This window comes from Geodermatophilus sp. SYSU D01176 (genome assembly GCF_054050015.1).
Window position 1 is genome coordinate 1 of the sequence record NZ_JBJGYN010000035.1, and the last position, 18,823, is coordinate 18,823.

18 protein-coding genes and 1 tRNA gene are annotated in these 18,823 nt (G+C 75.0%); 13 read left to right on the forward strand and 6 right to left on the reverse strand.

Translation table 11 applies throughout. The annotated features are described in order from the left end of the window. On the reverse strand, window positions 1-432 hold a 432-nt coding region (locus ACI78Z_RS17340; protein WP_457037788.1), incomplete at its 3' end, for a type IV toxin-antitoxin system AbiEi family antitoxin domain-containing protein. A gap of 285 nt (window positions 433-717) precedes the next feature. Here ACI78Z_RS17340 and ACI78Z_RS17345 point away from each other — a divergent pair. Together ACI78Z_RS17345 and ACI78Z_RS17350 are read left to right on the forward strand one after the other, a co-directional pair. After that, window positions 718-3,009, forward strand: a complete 2,292-nt coding sequence (locus tag ACI78Z_RS17345) for a (Fe-S)-binding protein (protein WP_457037789.1) — start codon at window positions 718-720, stop codon at window positions 3,007-3,009. Window positions 3,010-3,115: 106 nt separating this feature from the next. Continuing rightward, window positions 3,116-4,372 (forward strand): MFS transporter, encoded by a 1,257-nt coding sequence (locus ACI78Z_RS17350; protein ID WP_457037790.1) that lies wholly within the window; start codon window positions 3,116-3,118, stop codon window positions 4,370-4,372. Here ACI78Z_RS17350 and dcd read toward each other — a convergent pair. Further along, window positions 4,338-4,928, reverse strand: a complete 591-nt coding sequence (gene dcd / locus ACI78Z_RS17355; protein ID WP_457037791.1) for a dCTP deaminase — start codon at window positions 4,926-4,928, stop codon at window positions 4,338-4,340. The genes ACI78Z_RS17350 and dcd overlap by 35 nt on opposite strands. A 155-nt stretch (window positions 4,929-5,083) precedes the next feature. On the opposite strand from dcd, the gene ACI78Z_RS17360 reads away from it, so the two are divergent. From ACI78Z_RS17360 to ACI78Z_RS17405, 10 genes are all read left to right on the forward strand, one after another. Beyond that, the gene (locus tag ACI78Z_RS17360) at window positions 5,084-5,512 is read left to right on the forward strand and encodes a hypothetical protein (protein WP_457037792.1); all 429 of its coding nucleotides are present in this window, start codon (window positions 5,084-5,086) and stop codon (window positions 5,510-5,512) included. Between the two features lie 125 nt (window positions 5,513-5,637). Continuing rightward, the gene (locus tag ACI78Z_RS17365) at window positions 5,638-6,201 is read left to right on the forward strand and encodes a PAS domain-containing protein (protein WP_457037793.1); all 564 of its coding nucleotides are present in this window, start codon (window positions 5,638-5,640) and stop codon (window positions 6,199-6,201) included. A gap of 1 nt (window position 6,202) precedes the next feature. Beyond that, window positions 6,203-7,168 carry a methyl-accepting chemotaxis protein gene (locus ACI78Z_RS17370; protein WP_457037794.1) on the forward strand — a complete coding sequence of 322 codons (966 nt, stop codon included), beginning with the start codon at window positions 6,203-6,205 and terminating at the stop codon, window positions 7,166-7,168. A 113-nt stretch (window positions 7,169-7,281) separates the two neighbouring features. Next, window positions 7,282-10,002 (forward strand): ATP-binding protein, encoded by a 2,721-nt coding sequence (locus tag ACI78Z_RS17375; RefSeq protein WP_457037795.1) that lies wholly within the window; start codon window positions 7,282-7,284, stop codon window positions 10,000-10,002. Between the two features lie 16 nt (window positions 10,003-10,018). Then, a tRNA-Gly gene (locus tag ACI78Z_RS17380) sits at window positions 10,019-10,089 on the forward strand. Between the two features lie 138 nt (window positions 10,090-10,227). Next, window positions 10,228-11,052 (forward strand): sulfite exporter TauE/SafE family protein, encoded by an 825-nt coding sequence (locus ACI78Z_RS17385; protein ID WP_457037796.1) that lies wholly within the window; start codon window positions 10,228-10,230, stop codon window positions 11,050-11,052. Between the two features lie 122 nt (window positions 11,053-11,174). Then, the gene (locus ACI78Z_RS17390) at window positions 11,175-11,807 is read left to right on the forward strand and encodes a hypothetical protein (protein ID WP_457037797.1); all 633 of its coding nucleotides are present in this window, start codon (window positions 11,175-11,177) and stop codon (window positions 11,805-11,807) included. Between the two features lie 358 nt (window positions 11,808-12,165). Next, the gene (locus tag ACI78Z_RS17395) at window positions 12,166-13,041 is read left to right on the forward strand and encodes a putative protein N(5)-glutamine methyltransferase (protein WP_457037798.1); all 876 of its coding nucleotides are present in this window, start codon (window positions 12,166-12,168) and stop codon (window positions 13,039-13,041) included. A gap of 62 nt (window positions 13,042-13,103) precedes the next feature. After that, a complete protein-coding gene (locus ACI78Z_RS17400; protein ID WP_457037799.1) occupies window positions 13,104-13,637 on the forward strand; it encodes a universal stress protein in 534 nt (177 codons plus the stop codon). Beyond that, the gene (locus ACI78Z_RS17405) at window positions 13,634-15,352 is read left to right on the forward strand and encodes a GAF domain-containing protein (protein ID WP_457037800.1); all 1,719 of its coding nucleotides are present in this window, start codon (window positions 13,634-13,636) and stop codon (window positions 15,350-15,352) included. The genes ACI78Z_RS17400 and ACI78Z_RS17405 overlap by 4 nt, the downstream gene beginning before the upstream one ends. A gap of 13 nt (window positions 15,353-15,365) precedes the next feature. Here ACI78Z_RS17405 and ACI78Z_RS17410 read toward each other — a convergent pair whose 3' ends face one another. From ACI78Z_RS17410 to ACI78Z_RS17425, 4 genes are all read right to left on the reverse strand, one after another. Next, window positions 15,366-16,022 carry a response regulator gene (locus ACI78Z_RS17410; RefSeq protein WP_457037801.1) on the reverse strand — a complete coding sequence of 219 codons (657 nt, stop codon included), beginning with the start codon at window positions 16,020-16,022 and terminating at the stop codon, window positions 15,366-15,368. Window positions 16,023-16,099: 77 nt separating this feature from the next. Further along, window positions 16,100-17,122 carry a type III polyketide synthase gene (locus ACI78Z_RS17415; RefSeq protein ID WP_457037802.1) on the reverse strand — a complete coding sequence of 341 codons (1,023 nt, stop codon included), beginning with the start codon at window positions 17,120-17,122 and terminating at the stop codon, window positions 16,100-16,102. A gap of 73 nt (window positions 17,123-17,195) precedes the next feature. Then, complete coding sequence (locus ACI78Z_RS17420) at window positions 17,196-17,897, reverse strand: methyltransferase domain-containing protein (protein WP_457037803.1); 702 nt, start codon at window positions 17,895-17,897, stop codon at window positions 17,196-17,198. A gap of 9 nt (window positions 17,898-17,906) precedes the next feature. Next, window positions 17,907-18,251: a DUF3140 domain-containing protein gene (locus ACI78Z_RS17425; RefSeq protein ID WP_457037804.1), complete on the reverse strand. Its 345-nt coding sequence runs from the start codon at window positions 18,249-18,251 to the stop codon at window positions 17,907-17,909. 69 nt (window positions 18,252-18,320) lie between these two features. Here ACI78Z_RS17425 and ACI78Z_RS17430 point away from each other — a divergent pair, with 69 nt between their 5' ends. Beyond that, a complete protein-coding gene (locus tag ACI78Z_RS17430; RefSeq protein WP_457037805.1) occupies window positions 18,321-18,818 on the forward strand; it encodes a DUF6328 family protein in 498 nt (165 codons plus the stop codon). Window positions 18,819-18,823 lie beyond the last annotated feature (5 nt).

An 18,823-nucleotide genomic window follows, 5' to 3' on the forward strand; every position in this document is an offset into this window, starting at 1 on the left:
CCTGGCGACGCGGTAGCCACGACCGCGTCGCCACTGCTCCTCGTCTGTCAACCGCACCTCGTCGTCGAGGTCACGCGGCATCACGAATCGGTGCAGGCGTGCCGCCGACCCATGGCTGACGACTGGCCCTGGCTGCAGCGACACGAGGACGGCGATGCAGTCGACGAGGTGACGGAGCCGGGCGTCCTCCCGCGTCCTCAGGAAGTCCTCCGCCCGCATGTAGACCCCTCGCCGAAGGCGGCGCCAGCGACCGGAGCTCAGCGCGGCTCGGATCTCATCGGGGCGGTAGCCGACGGCCACGGCCTCGCGGCCGGTGACGATGCCCAGCCGCACTGCCGCGATCTGCTCCAGACGGGGATGCACCCGCAGAGTGTTCGTGCAACAGGCCTCGCGTGGAGACCGCGGCCAGTATCTGTGGACACCCGGGCGCACGAATCCCCGCCCTGGCTCACCGTCACGCCTCCTGGCTCACCGACGCGCCTCCTGGCTCACCGTCGGCGTCGAGCCAGGAGGCGCGACGATCAGCTCACCTGATCATGACGGCCGGGCGCTGCGGCAACGGGGTTACCAGCGAGTAGCGTGGGCGGCCGACAGCTATCGTCCGACGCGCGCGGGTGCAGGTGCCCGCGCGCGGTCCGCTCGACGGCGGCGAGTCCACCCGCCGTCGCGGCGGGCGGGGGATCAACCGACGCCTCCGGGCGTCCGGGAGGGATTTCGATGGGCCCCTTGCAGATCGTCCTCGGGACGATCAGCGTGCTCTTCCTGATCGTGGCGGTGGTGTTCGCCTACCGGGCGGTCCGGGCCATGGTCCGGATCATCCGGACCGGCCAGCCGGACAGCACCCGCAACGGTCCGGTGGGCCCGCGGCTCAAGACGCTGGTCGTGGAGTCGCTCGGACACACCCGGATGCTCAAGTGGTCGTCGATCGGCGTCGCCCACTGGTTCGTGTTCCTGGGCTTCTACGGCCTGTTCCTCACCCTCGTCGAGGCCTTCGGCGAGGTGTGGGACCCGGCCTTCCACCTCCCGCTGATCGGCGAGCTCGGCGTGTGGAACCTCTTCGCCGACGTCATCGGCACCGGCACCGTCCTCGGGATCCTGTACCTGATCTACCGGCGCCAGAAGGACCACCCGCGCCGCCAGGGCCGGGCCAGCCGCTTCGCCGGCACGAACGAGGGCCGCGGCTACTTCGTCGAGGCCGTCGTCCTGACCGTCGGCATCTGCATCCTGCTGATCCGGGCGCTGAAGGTCTCCTCCGGCCTGACCGACGCCCCGGCCTGGTCGCACCCGGTCTCCGGCCTGCTGGCCACCGTGCTGCCGGACAGCCCGGACCTGCTGAGCGTCGTCGCGTTCGTCAAGATCGTCGTCTCGCTGACCTGGCTCGTGGTGATCAGCCGCATCCTCAACATGGGCGTCGCCTGGCACCGGTTCAGCGCCTTCTTCAACATCTACTTCAAGCGCGAGCCGGACGGCGCTCCCGCGCTGGGCCCGCTGCAGCCGATGACCTCCGGCGGCGAGCCGATCGACTTCGAGGACCCCGACGAGGACGCGGTCTTCGGCCGCGGCAGGATCGAGGACTTCACCTGGAAGGGGATGCTCGACTTCACCACCTGCACCGAGTGCGGGCGGTGCCAGAGCCAGTGCCCGGCGTGGAACACGGGCAAGCCGCTCAGCCCCAAGATGGTGATCATGGACCTGCGGGACCACCTGTACGCCAAGGCCCCGTACCTGCTCGGCGAGAAGACCGCGTCGGAGACCGCACCGGACTACGACATCCTCGAGCCGAGCGACGAGCAGGTCTGGGCGTCGGGCTACGCCCGCATCGAGGGGACCAACGACGCGCAGGCGCACCGCCCGCTCGTCGGCACCCTCGAGGAGGGCGGGGTCATCGACCCCGACGTGCTGTGGAGCTGCACCAACTGCGGCGCCTGCGTCGAGCAGTGCCCGGTCGACATCGAGCACGTCGACCACATCGACGACATGCGCCGCTACCAAGTGCTCATCGAGTCCAACTTCCCCTCCGAGGCGGGCGTGATGCTGCGCAACCTCGAGAACCGCGGCAACCCGTGGGGCGTCAGCCCGAGCACCCGCGAGGACTGGATGAAGGAGCTCGACTTCGAGGTCCGGCAGGCCGACGGCCCGCTGCCCTACGACGTCGAGTACCTGTTCTGGGTCGGTTGCGCCGGCGCCATCGACGACCGCGCCAAGAAGGTCACCAAGGCCGTCGCCGAGCTGCTGCACACCGCCGGCGTGGAGTTCGCCGTCCTCGGCTCGGGCGAGACCTGCTCGGGCGACCCGGCCCGCCGCATGGGCAACGAGTTCGTCTTCCAGATGCTGGCCCAGGAGAACGTGGCAACCCTCGACGGCGTCTTCGAGGGCCGGGTGCCGGGCATGCGCAAGATCGTCACCACCTGCCCGCACTGCTTCAACTCGCTGGGTCGGGAGTACCCGCAGGTCGGCGGCGACTACGAGGTCGTCCACCACACCCAGCTGCTCAGCCAGCTGGTGGAGGACGGCCGGCTGACGCCGGTCACGCCGGTCGACCGCAAGGTCACCTACCACGACCCGTGCTTCCTCGGCCGGCACAACAAGGTCTACACGCCGCCGCGGGAGATCCTCGAGTCCGTCCAGGGCCTCTCCACCCAGGAGATGCACCGCTGCAAGGACCGCGGCTTCTGCTGCGGCGCCGGCGGCGCGCGGATGTGGATGGAGGAGAAGATCGGCAAGCGGATCAACATGGAGCGCACCGAGGAGGCGCTCGACCTGGATCCGGACGTCATCTCCACCGCCTGCCCGTTCTGCATCACGATGCTGTCCGACGCGCTGACGACCAAGAAGCAGAACGGCGAGGCCGGCGAGCACGTCGAGGTGCTCGACGTCAGCCAGATCCTGCTGCGCTCGCTGGCCCCGGTCGGCACACCGGGCACCGAGCACGGCGCCGAGGTCGGCACCGCGGACGACGACGTGGCCGGCACCGGCTCGGCGGCGACGGAGCACGGCGCGCAGAACTGAGCCGCGCACCACCACGACGGCGCGTGTCCCTCCCCGGGACACGCGCCGTCGTCACCCTCTGCCACCCGGGCACGGAGGACCGCGCGGCACGGAGGACCATCGTCGGGTGACCCGTCCCGACGTCCCCCTGTCGCCCCGCCGGGGGCTGGTCCTCGTCGGGACGGCGATCGTCCTCACCGGGCTGAACCTGCGGACGGCGGTCAACAGCGTCGGACCCGTGCTCCAGGAGATCCAGTCCGGGCTCGGCATCTCCAGCGGCCTCACCGGGCTGGTGACCAGCCTCCCGGTGATCTGCTTCGCCGCCATCGGCTTCGCCGGTCCCCCGCTGACCGCCCGGTTCCGCGACGGGCACGTGCTGGCCGGTGCGCTGCTGGCGATGGCCGCAGGCCTGGTCCTGCGGGCGGTGGCCGGGGCGTTCTGGCTCTTCGTCGCCGGCACCGTGCTGGCGATGGTCGGCGGCGCCCTGGGCAACGTGCTGCTCCCCAGCCTGGTCAAGCGGTACTTCCCGGCACGGACCGGGCTGCTCGTGGGCGCCTACAGCACCGCGATGTCCGCGGGCGGGGCGGTGGCCTCGGTGTCGGCCGCGCCGATCGCCCGGGCCGCCGGGGACGCCGGCTGGCGCTGGACCCTCGCGATCTGGGCGCTACCCGCCCTGCTGGCGGCGCTGCCGTGGCTGGCCGTGCGGCCCCGGGCGGGCACCTCCCGCGCCACGCACACGGCGCTGCCGATGCGCGCGCTGGTGCGCAGCCCCACGGCGGTCGCGCTGGCGGCCTTCTTTGGCTTCCAGGCGATGCAGGCCTACGTCATCCTCGGCTGGACGGCGCAGTACCTGCGCGACTCGGGGCTGGACGCCGCGACCGCCGGACTGCTGCTCGGGGTGAACACCGTGGTCGTCGTCCCGCTCAACGCCGTCGTGCCGCCGCTGGCGGTGCGCCCGCGCCTGCAGCGGCCGCTGCTGCTCCTCTTCGCCGCCTGCTACGTCGCCGGCTGGCTGGGGCTGATGCTGGCCCCCCGGACGGTGCCGTGGCTGTGGATGAGCCTGCTCGCCGTCGGCATGAGCACCTTCGCGATGGTGCTCGCGCTCATCGGTCTGCGCGCCCGCACGCCGGAGACCACCGCGGCCCTGTCCACCGTCGTCCAGGGGTGGGGGTACGTGCTCGCCGGGGCCGGGCCGCTGCTGGTCGGCGTCCTGCTCGGCGCCACGGGCAGCTACGCCGGCATGTTCGTCCTGGCGCTCACCGGCGTCGCCGCGCTGACGGTCACCGGCTGGCTGGCCACCCGGGAGCGCTTCGTCGACGACGAGGTGGCCGCCCGGGGGGCGGCGGCGGTCAGGGCGCCGGACGCCGCGTCTCGGCGCGGGTGAAGTTGCGGAACGACCGCGACGGCGTCGGGCCGCGCTGGTCCTGGTAGCGGGAGCCGTAGACCGCCGAGCCGTACGGGTGCTCGGCCGGGGTGGTCAGCCGGAACAGGCAGAGCTGGCCGATCTTCATGCCCGGCCACAGCGTGATCGGCAGGTTGGCCACGTTGGACAGCTCGAGGGTGATGTGCCCGGAGAAGCCCGGGTCGACGAAGCCCGCGGTGGAGTGGGTCAACAATCCGAGACGGCCTAGGCTCGACTTCCCCTCCAATCTCGCTGCGAGGTCGTCCGGGACGCTGACGACCTCGAGCGTGGAGCCGAGCACGAACTCCCCGGGGTGCAGCACGAACGGCTCGTCGCCGTCGGGCTCGACCAGCGTGGTCAGGTCGTCCTGCTGCTGCGCCGGGTCGATGTGGGTGTACCGCGCGTTGTTGAAGACCCGGAAGTAGCGGTCCAGCCGGACGTCGATGCTCGAGGGCTGCACGAGCGCCTTGTCGTAGGGCTCGATGCCCAGACGGCCCTCGGCGATGGCAGCCGTGATGTCGCGGTCGGACAGCAGCATGCGGCGGAGTGTAGGGACCGCCTCCGCTCACCACTCCGGGCGAACTCGGGCCGACGGTCCTCAACCCCGCGGCCCGGGACGCCGATCCCCTCCCGCCGACCCCTCCGGGTCGGCCGGAACCCGGGGCTGCCCGCCCCGGTGGAGTGGAGGGGTCCGTGTCCCGGTCCCGCGGAGCGCCGCTGCGTCGCGGCGCCCTGGTGGTCGCGCTCGTCACCGCCTCGGTCGCCGGCTACGCCGGTGCCGCGGCGGTCAGCGCGCTCGCCTTCCCCGCCGTGGCGGTCGCGTCCGACTCCGGCCCCGGCGACGGGCTCACCGGCTACGTGCTGACCACCGACGAGGGCGTCGCCCCGGCCGGCCTGGTGCACGCGGTCACCCCCGCCGACGGCGTCGTCAACGCCCAGCCGGTCGGCGCCGACCGCGTGCTGGTCGCGACCGACGGCCCGGCGGGCGCCGGCGGGAGCCCCCCGGCCGACGTGCGCACCGGCCCCGGCGGTCTCCGGCTGGTCCGGAGCGCGGTCTTCAGCGGGCTGCGGGCGGTCTGGTCGACCGACTGCTCGGGAACCTGCCGGGGGATCCGGATCTGATCCCTCCCGTGCCCCCGGCCGGCTCCCGCGCGGGGGCCGGCCGGGGGAACGGCGCGTCCGACTGGAGGCACGTCCCGTCCTGCCGATGACAGGAACGACCCAGTCCGGACCCTTCGGAGGACCCTGTGCTCGACACCCACGCACGGCCGGCTGCCCGGGCCGTCGCGCCGACCGGGGAGGCGCGCACCTTCGCCCCCGAGGAGCTGATCGTCTCCAAGACCGACCTGCGCGGTGTGATCACCTACGCCAACGACGTGTTCCTGCGGATCAGCCGCTACGGGGTCGACGACGTGATCGGCCGGCCGCACAACCTGATCCGCCACCCCGAGATGCCCCGCGCGGTCTTCCACCTGCTGTGGCAGACCCTCTCCGACGGCCGCGAGCTGTTCGCCTACATCAACAACCTGGCCTCGGACGGCGCGCACTACTGGGTGCTCGCGCACGTCACGCCGTCCTACTCCGCCGACGGCGCGGTCATCGGCTACCACTCCAACCGGCGCCGCCCGTCGGCCGGTGCGATCCGGACCATCGCCCCGCTGTACCAGCGCCTGGTCGCCGAGGAGCGGCGGCACCCGACGGCCAGGGCCGCCGTGGCCGCCTCCTCCCGGCTGCTCGACGAGCTGGTGGCCGCACAGGCGGGCTCGTACGAGGAGTTCATCTGGTCGGTCATCGCACGAGAGGAGCGCTGACGTGGGCATCCGCAGACGGGCCGGGGGCGGACGGCGCAGCGACGCCGGGGAGCTGGCGGTCTACCGCGCCTTCGTGCAGCAGCTGACCCGGACCTGCCAGGCGGCCGCCCGGGGCGACCTGGAGGCCCGCAGCCGCCCGACGCCCGGCGTGACCGACGTGCCGGAGCTGCAGGCGCTCAACGACGGCGCCAACAGCATGCTCGACGTCTCCGACGCCTTCGTCCGCGAGGCCTCGGCCGCGCTGACCTCCGCGGCGGCCGGCCGGTTCCACCGCTCGGTGCTGCTGGGCGGCCTCGCCGGCGCCTACCGCAAGGGAGCCGCCGAGATCAACGCCGCCCGCGACGCCATGCAGGCGACCGCGGGCCGGGTCACCGAGGCGACCGGCACCCGCCTGCGGCTGGCCGACGAGTTCGAGACCGTCGTCCTCTCCACCTCCGAGCAGGTGGCGACCGCGTCGACGGAGATGAGCGCCTCGGCGGCCGGGCTGGCCGGCGCGGCGGCCGCGGCCAGCGCCGAGGCCGTCACCGCCCAGGAGACGATGAGCGCGCTGACCCGCTCGGCGGCCGAGATCCGCGACGTCATCGCGCTGATCGATGCCGTCGCGGCCCAGACGCGGCTGCTGGCGCTCAACGCCACCATCGAGGCCGCCCGCGCCGGCGAGGCCGGGACGGGCTTCGCCGTCGTGGCCTCGGAGGTCAAGGACCTCGCCGACGAGACCGGCCGGGCCACCGAGCGGGTGACCGCCCAGGTCGAGCAGATCCGCTCCGCCTGCGAGGAGGTCGCCGCGGTCATGACCCGGGTCGGGACGACGGTCACCGAGATGAACGGCATGGTCGACGGCATCGCCGCCGCGGTCGACGGCTCGGCGTCCCTCGGCCCCGGCGGCCAGGACGTCACCGGGCTGTCCCAGCTGGCCGAGCGGCTGCGCTCGGAGGCCACCGGCTTCCTCGGGGAGATGCGCCGCTGACCCCGGGGTACCGTTCGGTCCCGGTGCCCGGCTCCGGCCGGGGGCCGGGACCGACGTGTGTCCCGGGACGGGTCGGTGGGGCCAGGGAGCGGCACGGGGAGGTGCGCGGGTACGTGAGCACAGCCGCCCGCCCGTCGCCCGGCCCCGGGGACGACGAGCTCTTCGGCGACGGCGGCGAGAACGGCCGCCTGATGGCCGCCTTCGACTGGTCCACCACGCCGGTGGGCCCGGTCGAGGCCTGGCCGGCCAGCCTGCGGCACGCCGTCCGCACCGTGCTGGTCTCGCGGTTCCCGATGATCCTGGCCTGGGGGCCGGGCTACACCCAGTTCTACAACGACGCCTACGCGACGCTGATCGGCACCAAGCACCCCGGCGCCATCGGCGACGACCTGCGGGTGACCCTCGCCGAGGGTTGGGCGGCGCTGCAGGAGCCGGTCGAGCACGCGATGGCCGCCCGCGAGGCGTCCTGGATCCCGCAGCTGCTCCTGCTCCTCGAGCGCGCCGGCTACCGCGAGGAGACCTACTTCACCGTCTCCCACGCCCCCGCCTACGGCGACGACGGCCGCGTCGCCGGGATGCACGCGGTCTGCACCGAGGTGACCGGGCAGGTGCTGGCCGAGCGCCGCCAGCGGTTGCTGCACGACGTCGCGACCTCGACGGGGGAGCTGGCCGACGAGACGGCGACGGTGGCGGCGATGACGGCCGCGCTGGCCGGCGACCCCCTCGACGTGCCGTTCGCGGCGGTCTACCTCGCCAGCCCGGGGAGCCCCGGCCTGCGCCGCGCCGCGCTGGTCGGCTGCGCGCCCGGCCACCTGCCCGAAGCGGCCGCCTCCCCCGGCGAGCTGCTCCCCGGCAGCGTCGCCGCGCTCTGCGTCACCGGCGGTCCCTTCGGCGACGCGGTGACCGAGGCCGTGGTCCTCCCCCTCGGCAGTCCGGACGGCGACGGCGTGGGCGCGCTGGTGGTCGGCGTGAACCCCAACCGCGCGCTCGACGAGGAGTACCGCTCCTTCCACGAGGTGCTGGCCGGCCAGTTCACCGCCGCCGTCCGCAACGCCCGCGCCTACGCCGAGGAGCGCGCCCGGGCCGAGGCGCTGGCCGAGCTGGACCGGGCCAAGACGGCGTTCTTCGCCAACGTCAGCCACGAGCTGCGCACGCCGCTGACCCTGCTGCTCGGCCCGATCGCCGACACGCTCGCCGACCGCGGGCCCGCGCTGCCCGCCGAGGTCCGCGAGTCGCTGACCCTGGCGCTGCGCAACGGGCAGCGCCTGCAGCGGCTGGTCAACGACCTGCTGGAGTTCGTCAGCATCGAGGCCGGCCGGGCGTCGGCGGTGCGGGTGGAGACGGACGTCGCGGCCTTCACCGCCGAGCTGGCCGGGGTGCTGCGCGCCGCCGCCGAGCGCGCGGGCCTGCGGCTGACCGTCGACTGCCCGCCGCTGGACCGGCCCGCCCACGTGGACCCGCGGATGTGGGAGAAGATCGTCCTCAACCTGGTCGCCAACGCGGTGAAGTACACCTTCGTCGGCGGCATCGACGTCACGCTGCGGGCCGACGGCGACGACCTGGTGCTGACGGTGGCCGACACCGGCGTGGGCATCCCCGCCGCGGAGCTGCCGCACCTGTTCGAGCGCTTCCACCGCGGCGTCGGCACCGCCGCGCGCAGCCGGGAGGGCAGCGGGCTGGGCCTGGCCCTAGTCCGCGAGCTGGTCACCCTCCACGGCGGCGAGGTCGCCGTCACGAGCGAGCCCGGCACCGGCAGCACCTTCACGGTGCGGGTGCCCCTCGGCGCGCCCGACGCCCCGGCCGGCGCACCCGCCGTCCCCTCGGCCTCCGCGCGCGGCGGCGTGGTGACGCCCTGGGACGAGGTCCCGGACGGCGCGGGCGCGCGGACGCCGGCCGCCACCCCCGGTACGAGCGTCCTGGTGGTGGACGACAACGCCGACATGCGCGCCTACCTGACCCGGCTGCTGTCCCCGATCTGGACGGTGCGGACGGCGGCCAACGGGCAGGAGGCGCTGGCCAGCGTGCGGGCCGCGCGCCCCGACGTCGTCGTGACCGACGTGATGATGCCCGGGCTGGACGGCTTCGACCTGCTCCGCGCCCTGCGGGCCGACCCGGCCGTGCGGGACGTCCCGGTCGTCATGCTCACCGCCCGGGCCGGTCAGGAGGCCGCCGTGGAGGGCTTCGACGCGGGGGTGGACGACTACCTGGCCAAGCCGTTCGAGTCAGCCGAGCTCGTGGGGCGGCTGCGTGCGGTGCTGGAGCGCGCGGCCGGTGGCACCCGCCGTGCCGCGGAGCCCGCACCGCCCGTGGCCGCGGCCGGCGGGGACGCGGCGCCCGCCGTGCCGCCCCGACCGCGCCCCCCGGTGCCCGCCCCGCCCACCGCGGCCCCCTCCGCGCCGCCGGCCGCGCTCGGTCCGGCCGGCTCCGCGCCGCCCGCCGTCCGCCGGCACTGGCGCTTCCCGTCGGCCACGTCGTCCATCCCCGCGCTGCGCCGGCGGCTGCGGGCGCTGTTCACCGAGGCGGGCTTGGACGAGGACCTCGCCTACGACCTGGTGATGGCGGCGTGCGAGGCGGCCACGAACGCGGTCGAGCACGCGCAGGACCCGGCCGAGCCGGTGATCGATGTCGGGGTCGAGGTGGTCGACGGCCGGGTGGAGGTCGCCATCCGGGACTACGGCCGCTGGCGGGAGCGGGTGCCGAGCATGGATCGCGGCCGCGGCTCGATGCTGATGAGCGCCGTCGGGGAGATCACCGCGACGCCCAGCCCCGCCGGCACCACGGTCGTCATCCGCGCCGAACGCCCCCCGCTCCCCTGGGACGGAGGCCTCCGGTAGGCTCGGTGCGCACTCTGCGGGTGTAGTTCAATGGCAGAACATCAGCTTCCCAAGCTGACAGTGCGAGTTCGATTCTCGTCACCCGCTCTCCGCCTCCGGGCCTCGTGTTCCGCCAGGGCCACCCGAGGTGTCCCAGGCCGCTCCAACAGCTGAGGTGCACAGGTCCGTGCTGGTCGCCGTGTCGCCCGGCGCGGGACACCCCGGTCGGCGCTCCCCCGGCCGCGCATGACGGAGCTCCTCCCCGCCGACCTCCTGCCCGACGGGCTGACCCCCGCGGTGCTCGTCCTCGTGCTGGCCGCCGCGCTGGCCGCGGGGTTCGTGGACGCCGTCGTCGGCGGCGGGGGGCTGCTGCAGCTGCCCGCGCTGCTGCTCGTCCCGGGGATCAGCCCGGTCCAGGCCCTGGCCACGAACAAGCTGGCGTCGGTCTTCGGCACCACGACCAGTGCCGTCACCTACCACCGCCGGGTCCGCCCCGACCTGCGGACCGCCCTCCCGATGGCCGCGGTGGCGCTGGCCAGCAGCTTCGCGGGGGCCACCGTCGCCTCGATGCTGCCGGCCAGCGTGTTCAAGCCGGTCATCGTCGTCGCGCTGGTCGCCATCGGCCTGTTCACCCTGCTGCGGCCGTCGCTGGGCGAGGTCACGGCGTTGCGCCACACGGGGCGCCGGCACCACGGGACCGCGGCCGCCGTCGGCGCGGTGATCGGGTTCTACGACGGCATCCTCGGCCCGGGCACCGGGTCGTTCCTGGTGTTCGCCATGGTGTCGCTGCTCGGCTACGACTTCCTCGCCGCGAGCGCCAAGGCGAAGATCGTCAACGTCGCCACCAACGTCGGGGCGCTGCTGTTCTTCGTGCCCGCCGGGGCGGTGTTCTGGGGCCTGGGCGTCCTGCTGGGTGCCGCCAACATGCTGGGCGGCTACCTGGGCTCGCGGACGGCGACCACCCGCGGGAGCGGCTTCATCCGCGTCGCGTTCCTCGTGGTCGTCACCGTGCTCGTCGGCCGCGTCGGCTGGGACGTCTGGACCGAGAACCTCCGGCCGCTGGTCGGGTGAGCCGCGCGCCGGGCGGTGGTGTCCGCCCTGGTGGGCGCGTCACCCGATCCGGTCGCGACCCGTTTGCGGGGGGTGCGGCCGGGCACCGACCCCGGGCCCTGTGTCGTCCACGAGGAGATGTGATGACCGAGCCCGACCGCACCCGCACCGATCTCGCCGCCCCCACGGCTCCGACGGCCCCGGAGGGCGCCCACGCCACCCGAGGTGCCGCACGGGACGCCGTCGACGCGCAGCACGCGCGCTACGGCGGCACCAAGTGGGGTGCTGCGTTCTTCGGCTGGCTGTCGGCCAACGGCCTGGCCGTGCTGCTGCTGGCCGTCCTCTCCGCGGCCGGCGTGGCCTTCGGCCTGGCGCAGGTGGACTCCGCCGACGAGGCCGCCCGGCAGGCCACCACCATCGGCCTCACCGGCGGCATCGCCCTGCTGGTGGTGCTCTTCCTGGCCTACCTCGCCGGTGGGTACGTCGCCGGCCGGATGGCCCGCTTCGACGGCGTCCGCCAGGGGCTGGCCGTGTGGGTCATCGGCCTGGTCGTCGTCGTCCTGCTGGCCGGCCTCGGCGTGGTCCTGGGCGCGCAGTACAACGTGCTCTCCCAGCTGAACCTGCCGAGCATCCCCGTCAGCGGCAGCACCGCGACCACCGCCGGCGTCATCGCCGGGGCGGCCGCCCTGGTGGTGTCCCTGCTGGGCGCGCTGCTCGGCGGCGCCCTCGGGACCCGCTACCACCGCAGGATCGACCGCGTCGGCTTCACCGCCTGAGGTCCGCGCCCTCCTCGACCACGGCGGCGCCGTCGACAGGGGACCCGTTGTCCTGCACCGCCTGGCCGCAGCGCGGGACGAGGAGCAGGACCGCCAGCACGATCGCCAGTCCGGCGAGGACGGTGGCGGCGACGATCCCCCTCCCCCGGCGGCCCGAGGCGCTGGGTCGGTCCCCGTCGGAGCGGTCCCCGGGTCGTCCACCGTGGGGGCCTGGGTCGGTTGGAGGCATCATCTGCTCCACGATCGGCTGGTCGCGCGTGGCTTCCGCACGACCTCCCTGCCCCGGAGCCGCGTCCACCATGCACGCCCCGCGCGCCCGTACGCTCCCGGGCAGCCGGCACCGGAGGTGGAACGGCCCGTGCGACCCCTGGACGCCGTCCTCCCGGAGGACCCCGCGCCCGTCGTCGCCCGGTTGCGCGCCGCCGGCTGCGTCTTCGCCGAGGACGAGGCGGCCGCCCTGCTGGCCGCCTCGAGCGGTCCCGCCCACCTCGCGGCCCTGGTCGGCCGGCGGGTCGCCGGCGAGCCGCTGGAGACGCTCCTCGGCTGGGCCGGCTTCTGCGGGCTGCGGGTCGCGGTGGAGCCCGGCGTCTTCGTGCCCCGCCAGCGGACCGCCCTGCTGGTCGAACGGGCGGTCGCGCTGCTGCGGGACTCCGGGCCGGCACCGGTGGTCGTGGACCTGTGCTGCGGTTCCGGGGCGGTGGGGCTGGCCGTGGCCACCGCCGCGGGCCCGGTCGAGCTGCACGCGGCCGACGTGGACCCGGTCGCCGTCCGCTGCGCCCGGCGCAACGTCGGGCCGGTGGGCGGCCGGGTGCACCGGGGGGACCTCTACGCCGCCCTGCCGGCCGGCCTGCGCGGCCGGGTCGACGTGCTCGCGGTCAACGCGCCCTACGTGCCCAGCGCCGCCGTGGCGCTGATGCCACCGGAGGCCCGCGACCACGAGCCGCGGGCAGCCCTGGACGGCGGCCCCGACGGCACCGGCCTGCAGCGGCGGGTCGCTGCCGGAGCGCGGCACTGGCTCGCGCCGGGCGGGGCCCTGCTGGTGGAGACCAGCGCGCACCAGGCGCCGCTCACCGCCGCCGCGGTCGAGGCCGGGGGGTTGCACGCGACCGTCGTCCGGGACGACGAGCGGGACGCGACGGTGGTCGTCGGGACGCCCCGGAGAGCTGTATCGGGGCGCTCACATTCCGCTGTGACACACGCGGTCACCGTTCCGGACGGATCAGTGACGCCATGACCTGGGCGGATGCGGGCCCTTGGTCCCTGCCGCCCCCGCAACGGGGGGTACACGATCCCCGCATGAACGAGGGGGACCGGCTCAGGGACGAGCCGGAAGACGGGCTGCCCGGCACCGCCACAGGGCACGACGCCACGGAGGACGAGATGCGCGGGCGCCGGGTGGAGCCGATGCGCATCACCCCGCTGCTGCCGCGGCGGCAGAACCCCTGGCTGCTCGTCGACGTCGACGGCTCGCCGGCCTCGTACGGGGCCCTCGTCTGGGCGCTGCGGGAGGCCGCCCGCCGGGAGGCCACCGTCGTCGCCGTGTGCGTCCTCGACGACGAGGGCGACGACGTCCTTGCCAGCCTCACCCGCCCGGGACGGCACGCGAGCACCGTGGCCCTGGAACGGCTGGACGCCCAGGTGCTGCGGGCCATCGCGGAGACCGGCGTCTCCGGCCGGGTCCGCACCGCCGTGCTCGAGCGCCCGGTGTTCGAGGCGCTGAGCAGCGCCGCCCGGGGCGCCGACCTCGTGGTGGTCAGCGGCCACGGCAAGACCCTGCTTCGTCCCGCCGTCCCCCGGCAACCGCCGCGCCGCCTCGCCCGCGGCGCGTGACGGAGGCCCGCATCACCCCGCCCTCGCCGCTCCTGCCGGAGCACCCCGACAGCCGGGCCCTGACCCCGCCCGGCGCCGGGGCGGTCGGCCTGCCCTCGGCCGAGGTGCGCGCCGCCGGCAGCATCACGACCGCGCACAGGGAGCAGGTCGACGTCACGCTGCACGAGATCGTGCAGGCCGCCGTCGAGAGCACCGGCGCCACCTACGGCGCGCTCGGCGTCGTGGACGGCAGCGGCACCCGCTTCGAGCGCTTCGTCGTCGTCGGCATGGACGCCGCCGTCCGGCAGCGGATCGGCCGGCTGCCCGTGGGGGACGGCGTCCTCGGCCTGCTGCTGCAGCGGCCTGCCCCGCTGCGGCTGGACGACCTCACGGCCCATCCGCAGTCGGTCGGCTTCCCGCCCGGCCACCCTCCGATGCACGCCCTCCTCGCCGTGCCCGTCCGGGTGCGGGACGAGGTGTTCGGCCACCTCTACCTGACCGTCAAGCAGGGCGGCGGGTCGTTCACCGAGGCCGACGAGGCCACGGCGGTCGCGCTCGCCGCGGCCGCCGGCCTGGCGATCTCCAACGCCGAGCTGGTCGAGCGCGCCGAGCACCGCCGCGCGTGGGCCCAGGCCGGCACCGACATCGCCACCGCGCTGCTGTCCGGCGCCGACCCCGACACCGTGCTGCGCTCGATCGGGGAGCAGGTCGCGGACCTGGCCTCGGCCGACGCCGCCGGCGTGCTGGTGCCCAGCACCGACGACGAGGACGCCCTCACCGTCGGCGTGGCCGTCGGCCTGGACAACGAGTACGCCGAGGGGGTGCGCCTGCCGCTGATCGACAGCCAGCTGGGGACGGCGCACCGCACCGGCACGCCCGCGCTCATCCCCGACGCCCGCACCGCCGCGGTCGGGGGGCAGCGGGCGCCCGTGCTCGGCGAACTGGCCCACCGGTACGGCCCGACGCTGATCATCCCGCTGGGCGGCCGCCCGGCGCTGGGCACGGTCGTGGCGCTGCGGCTGCGCGGCCGGGAGCCCTTCCCACCCGACACCCTCGAGCTCGCCTCCGCCTTCGCCGCGCAGGCCTCGGTGGCCCTCGAGCTGGCCCGCAGCCAGCTGCGGGAGCGGCGGCTGCAGGTCCAGGCCGACCGCGACCGGATCGCCCGGGACCTGCACGACCACGTCGTCCAGCGGATCTTCGCGACCGGGCTGGCGCTGGACCGGGTCAGCCGCTCGCTGGAGGAGCAGCTGCCCGAGACGGCGGCCGCGCTGGCCGAGCGGGTGGACGAGCTCGACGGCACGATCGCCCGCATCCGCTCGGCGATCTTCGAGCTGCACGAGGCCGACGACGCCTCGCCCGATGCCGTCCGCACCCGCATCGTCGACGTCGTCCGCTCCATCACCGGCGGGCAGGGGCTGCGGCCGGACGTGCGGCTGCGCGGGGAGGACGACCTGCCGCCGGCGCTGCTGCCCGACGTCATCGCCGTCGTCCGGGAGCTGGTCACCAACGTGGTGCGGCACGCGCAGGCGACCCGGGTGACGGTCACGGTCTCCGTGGACACGGAGGTACGGGTCGTCGTCACCGACAACGGGGTCGGGCTGCCCGCGGTCGCCGTCCGCAGCGGGCTGACCAACCTGACCGACCGTGCCGAGCGGCACGGCGGCCGGCTGACCACCTCCACCGGCCCCAAGGGCACGCAGATCCGCTGGACGGTGCCGATGCCGCGCCAGGACTGAGCCGGCGCGGCGTTCAGTCGGGACGGTCGCGCAGCTCAGTGGCGAGGATCGCGGCCTGGGTGCGCCGCTCGAGGCCCAGCTTGGCCAGCAGGTGGCTGGTGTAGTTCTTCACCGTCTTCTCGGCCAGCCCCATCCGGGCGCCGATCTGGCGGTTGGTCAGGCCCTCGCCGATCAGCCGCAACACCGTGCGCTCCTGCTCGGTGAGCACCGCCAGCCGGCGGTCCCGCTCGGCCGGGCGCCGGCGCGCCGCCGAGGCCGAGACCGAGGCGTCCCGGTCGAACAGCGTCCCGCCCCCGGCGACGGTCCGGACGGCGGTGACCAGCGCCGAGCCACGCACCTGTTTGAGCACGTACCCCGACGCCCCGGCGGCGACCGCGGCGGCCACCGCGTCCTCGTCCGGGAAGCTGGTCAGCACCAGGCAGCGCAGCCCGGGCACCCGCTCGCGCAGCTTCCGGCAGACCTCCGCGCCGTCGCCGTCGGGCAGGCGCATGTCGACGACGGTGACGTCCGGCCGCACCGCCGGGACCCGCGCCAGCGCCTCGGCGACCGACCCGGCCTCCCCCACGACGCAGATCTCCGGGTCTTCCTCGAGGACCTCGGCCACGCCGCGCCGGACCACCTCGTGGTCGTCGACGAGGAACACGCGAACGGAGGCGTCGTTCGACTCCACGGGCTGGCCCCCTCCGGAGAGTGACGTCCTTCACACAGCGTAGCGACTGGGGGCGTGGACTCACCAGTCTCGGCGGCTCAGGCGGGCAGCAGCAGCGCCGCGTAGAGCGTGAGCCCCGGTCCGAAGGCCATGGCGACGACCGGGCCGTCGGCGTCGGCGAGCTCCTCGAGCACCAGCAGCACCGTCGCCGACGAGCAGTTGCCGTGCTCGGCGAGCACGTGCCGCGAGGCGGCCAGCTGCTCCTCGGCCAGCCCGAGCTGGTCGCGGACGACGTCGAGGATCCGTGGTCCCCCCGGGTGCACGGCCCAGCCGGCGACGTCCTCCACCCGCAGCCCGGCACCGGCGAGCAGCTCGTCGACGACCTCGCCGACGTGCCGGGACAGCACGTCGGGGACCCGCGGCGACAGCCCCATGCGGAAGCCCAGGTCGGTGACGTCCCAGGTCATGTGGTCGGCGGTGGAGGCGTCGGTGCGGGCCACCACGCCGGCCAGCCGCCGCCCGCGCGCGCCCGGCTCCAGCACGACGGCCGCCGCGGCGTCGGAGAACAGCGCGTGCGCGACGACCTGGTCGAGCTCCCGCACCGGCGGCTGCACGTGCAGGCTGGTCAGCTCGCAGCACAGCAGCACGGCCGGGCGCGAGCGGGCCACCACGTAGTCGCCGACCGCGGCCAGGCCCGGGATGGCGGCGTAGCAGCCCATGTGCCCGACCAGCAGCCGCTGCAGCCCCGGCGGCATGCCGAGGTCGCTGGCCAGCCGGATGTCCAGGCCGGGGGTCGCGTACCCGGTGCAGGTGGCAACGGCGAACAGGCCGACGTCCCCCGGCGCCAGGCCGGCGTCGTCGAGGGCGGCCGCGACCGCCTGCTTGCCCAGCGGCAGCGCCTCCTGGACGTAGCGCTGCATCCGCGCGCCGGTGCTCCACCCGCTGATGTCCTCGTCGAGCGGGTTGGCCACCGCGTGCCGGCGGCGCACCCCGGAGCCGGCGAAGACCCTCCTGGCCGCGCGGATGTCGGCGTAGTGGCCGGCGAAGAACCCGTCCCAGGCCGCGTCCTGGTCGATCGTCGTGGGCAGCGCTCGGCCGGCACCGGTCAGGACGGCGCTCATCGGCGCAGCTCGCGGGCGCTCATGGCCCCGACCCTAGGGGCGACCGCGAGCGCGCGCCGCCCTGTCGGGCCGCTCACCTGCGCCTCCCGTAGCCGGCGAAGACGACGGCGGTGGACCGGACCGGCTTCATGCGGACCGACTCCCGCCGGCCCAGACGCCACGCCAGCGCCTGCCGGAACGAGGGCCGCAGGCCCACCAGCAGGAGGTCCAGGCCCAGCTCGTCGGCGGCGGCGAGCAGGCGGGCGCGGTCGACGAAGAGCGCGGGGTCGTGCAGGCCGGGAGGGGGGCCGCCGGGCAGCCGCTCGGCCACGGTCACCATGAGGAACCGCCCGATGCGGGTGGCCGCCAGGGCGTCGACGACCAGCGTGCCGCCGGGGCGCAGCAGCCGGGCGCACTCGGCGAGCACACCGACGTCGTCCTCGACGTGCTCGAGGATCTCCCCCGCCACGACCACGTCGGCGCACCCGTCGGCCAGCGGGACGGCGAGCACCGAGCCGCGCACCGCCAGGACGCCGTGCTCGCGGGCCACCCGCAGGCCCACCGCGCCGATGTCGACGCCGACGTGGCGGTAGCCGAGCCGGGCGGCGTGCGGCGCCATCAGGCCGCCGCCGCAGGCGAGGTCGACCAGCACCGCGTCCGGGCCCGGCGCCGGCGGGATGTGCTCGGCCCGCGACTCGGCCAGCCAGTGCAGTGCGGCGAACCCGCCGGAGGTGTCCCACCACTGGTCGGCCATGGTGTCGTACTGGGCGGGGTCGTTCCGGCGCAGCCGGCTCATGCGAGGGTCTCAGTCCTTCTTCAGCGGGTCGTGCCCCCAGTTCATCAGCGAGTAGCGCCACCGGGAGGTCTCGACGTCCTCCTTGCCCGGCTGCTGTGCCAGGTGCCGGGCGACGTAGCCGTGCACCTCCCGCATGTGCGCGAGGTCGTCGTCGTCCAGGTCGGACTTCTTCTTCCGCAGCAGCTCGACGATCCGGCGTCCCGACGCGTGCCCGGTGGACTCACCGCTCCCGTCCTGCTGCCCGACCGACCGCGACTGCTCGGTCTCCAGCCAGCGCTCCAGCTCCGCGGCGGTCATGTTCACCGCGTCGGCGAACCGACTGCGGGTGGTGTCCAGGTCCTCGTCGTGCGCCATGGCTGCTCCCGCGGGGGTCTGCGCGTGCCGGTCGGGTTGGGGCCGGTCCCCGGGCGGTACCGCAGGTGGGTGGCACGGAAACGGACCGACGTGGCCGGGGCCGCGGTCGCCCGTGGCCAGACGCCCGAGGAGGTGCTGGACCGCAACCTCGCCGAGCTGCTGCAGGAGATGCGGGTGGCGATCACCGGGGTGCAGATCCTGTTCGCCTTCCTGCTCACCCTGCCCTTCAGTGCCCGCTTCGACCGGCTCGACGTCTTCGGGACGACGGTCTACACGGTCACCCTGCTCAGCACCGCGACCGCGACGCTGGTGCTCATCGCCCCGGTCTCCTTCCACCGCACGCTGTTCCGGCAGCGACGCAAGGAGCAGCTGGTCGCCTTCGCCGACGGCGCGCTGCTCGTGGGCCTGGCGCTGCTGCTGCTGGGAATCGCGGCGGCGGTCCTGCTGGTGCTCGACGTGGTCCTCGGGCGCTGGGCGGCGGTCGCCTGCTGCGCCTTCGTCGTCGCGCTCGGCGGCGTGGCCTGGTACCTGCTCCCGCTGCGCCAGCGCCGGCCGCCCGGCGGGTGAGGACC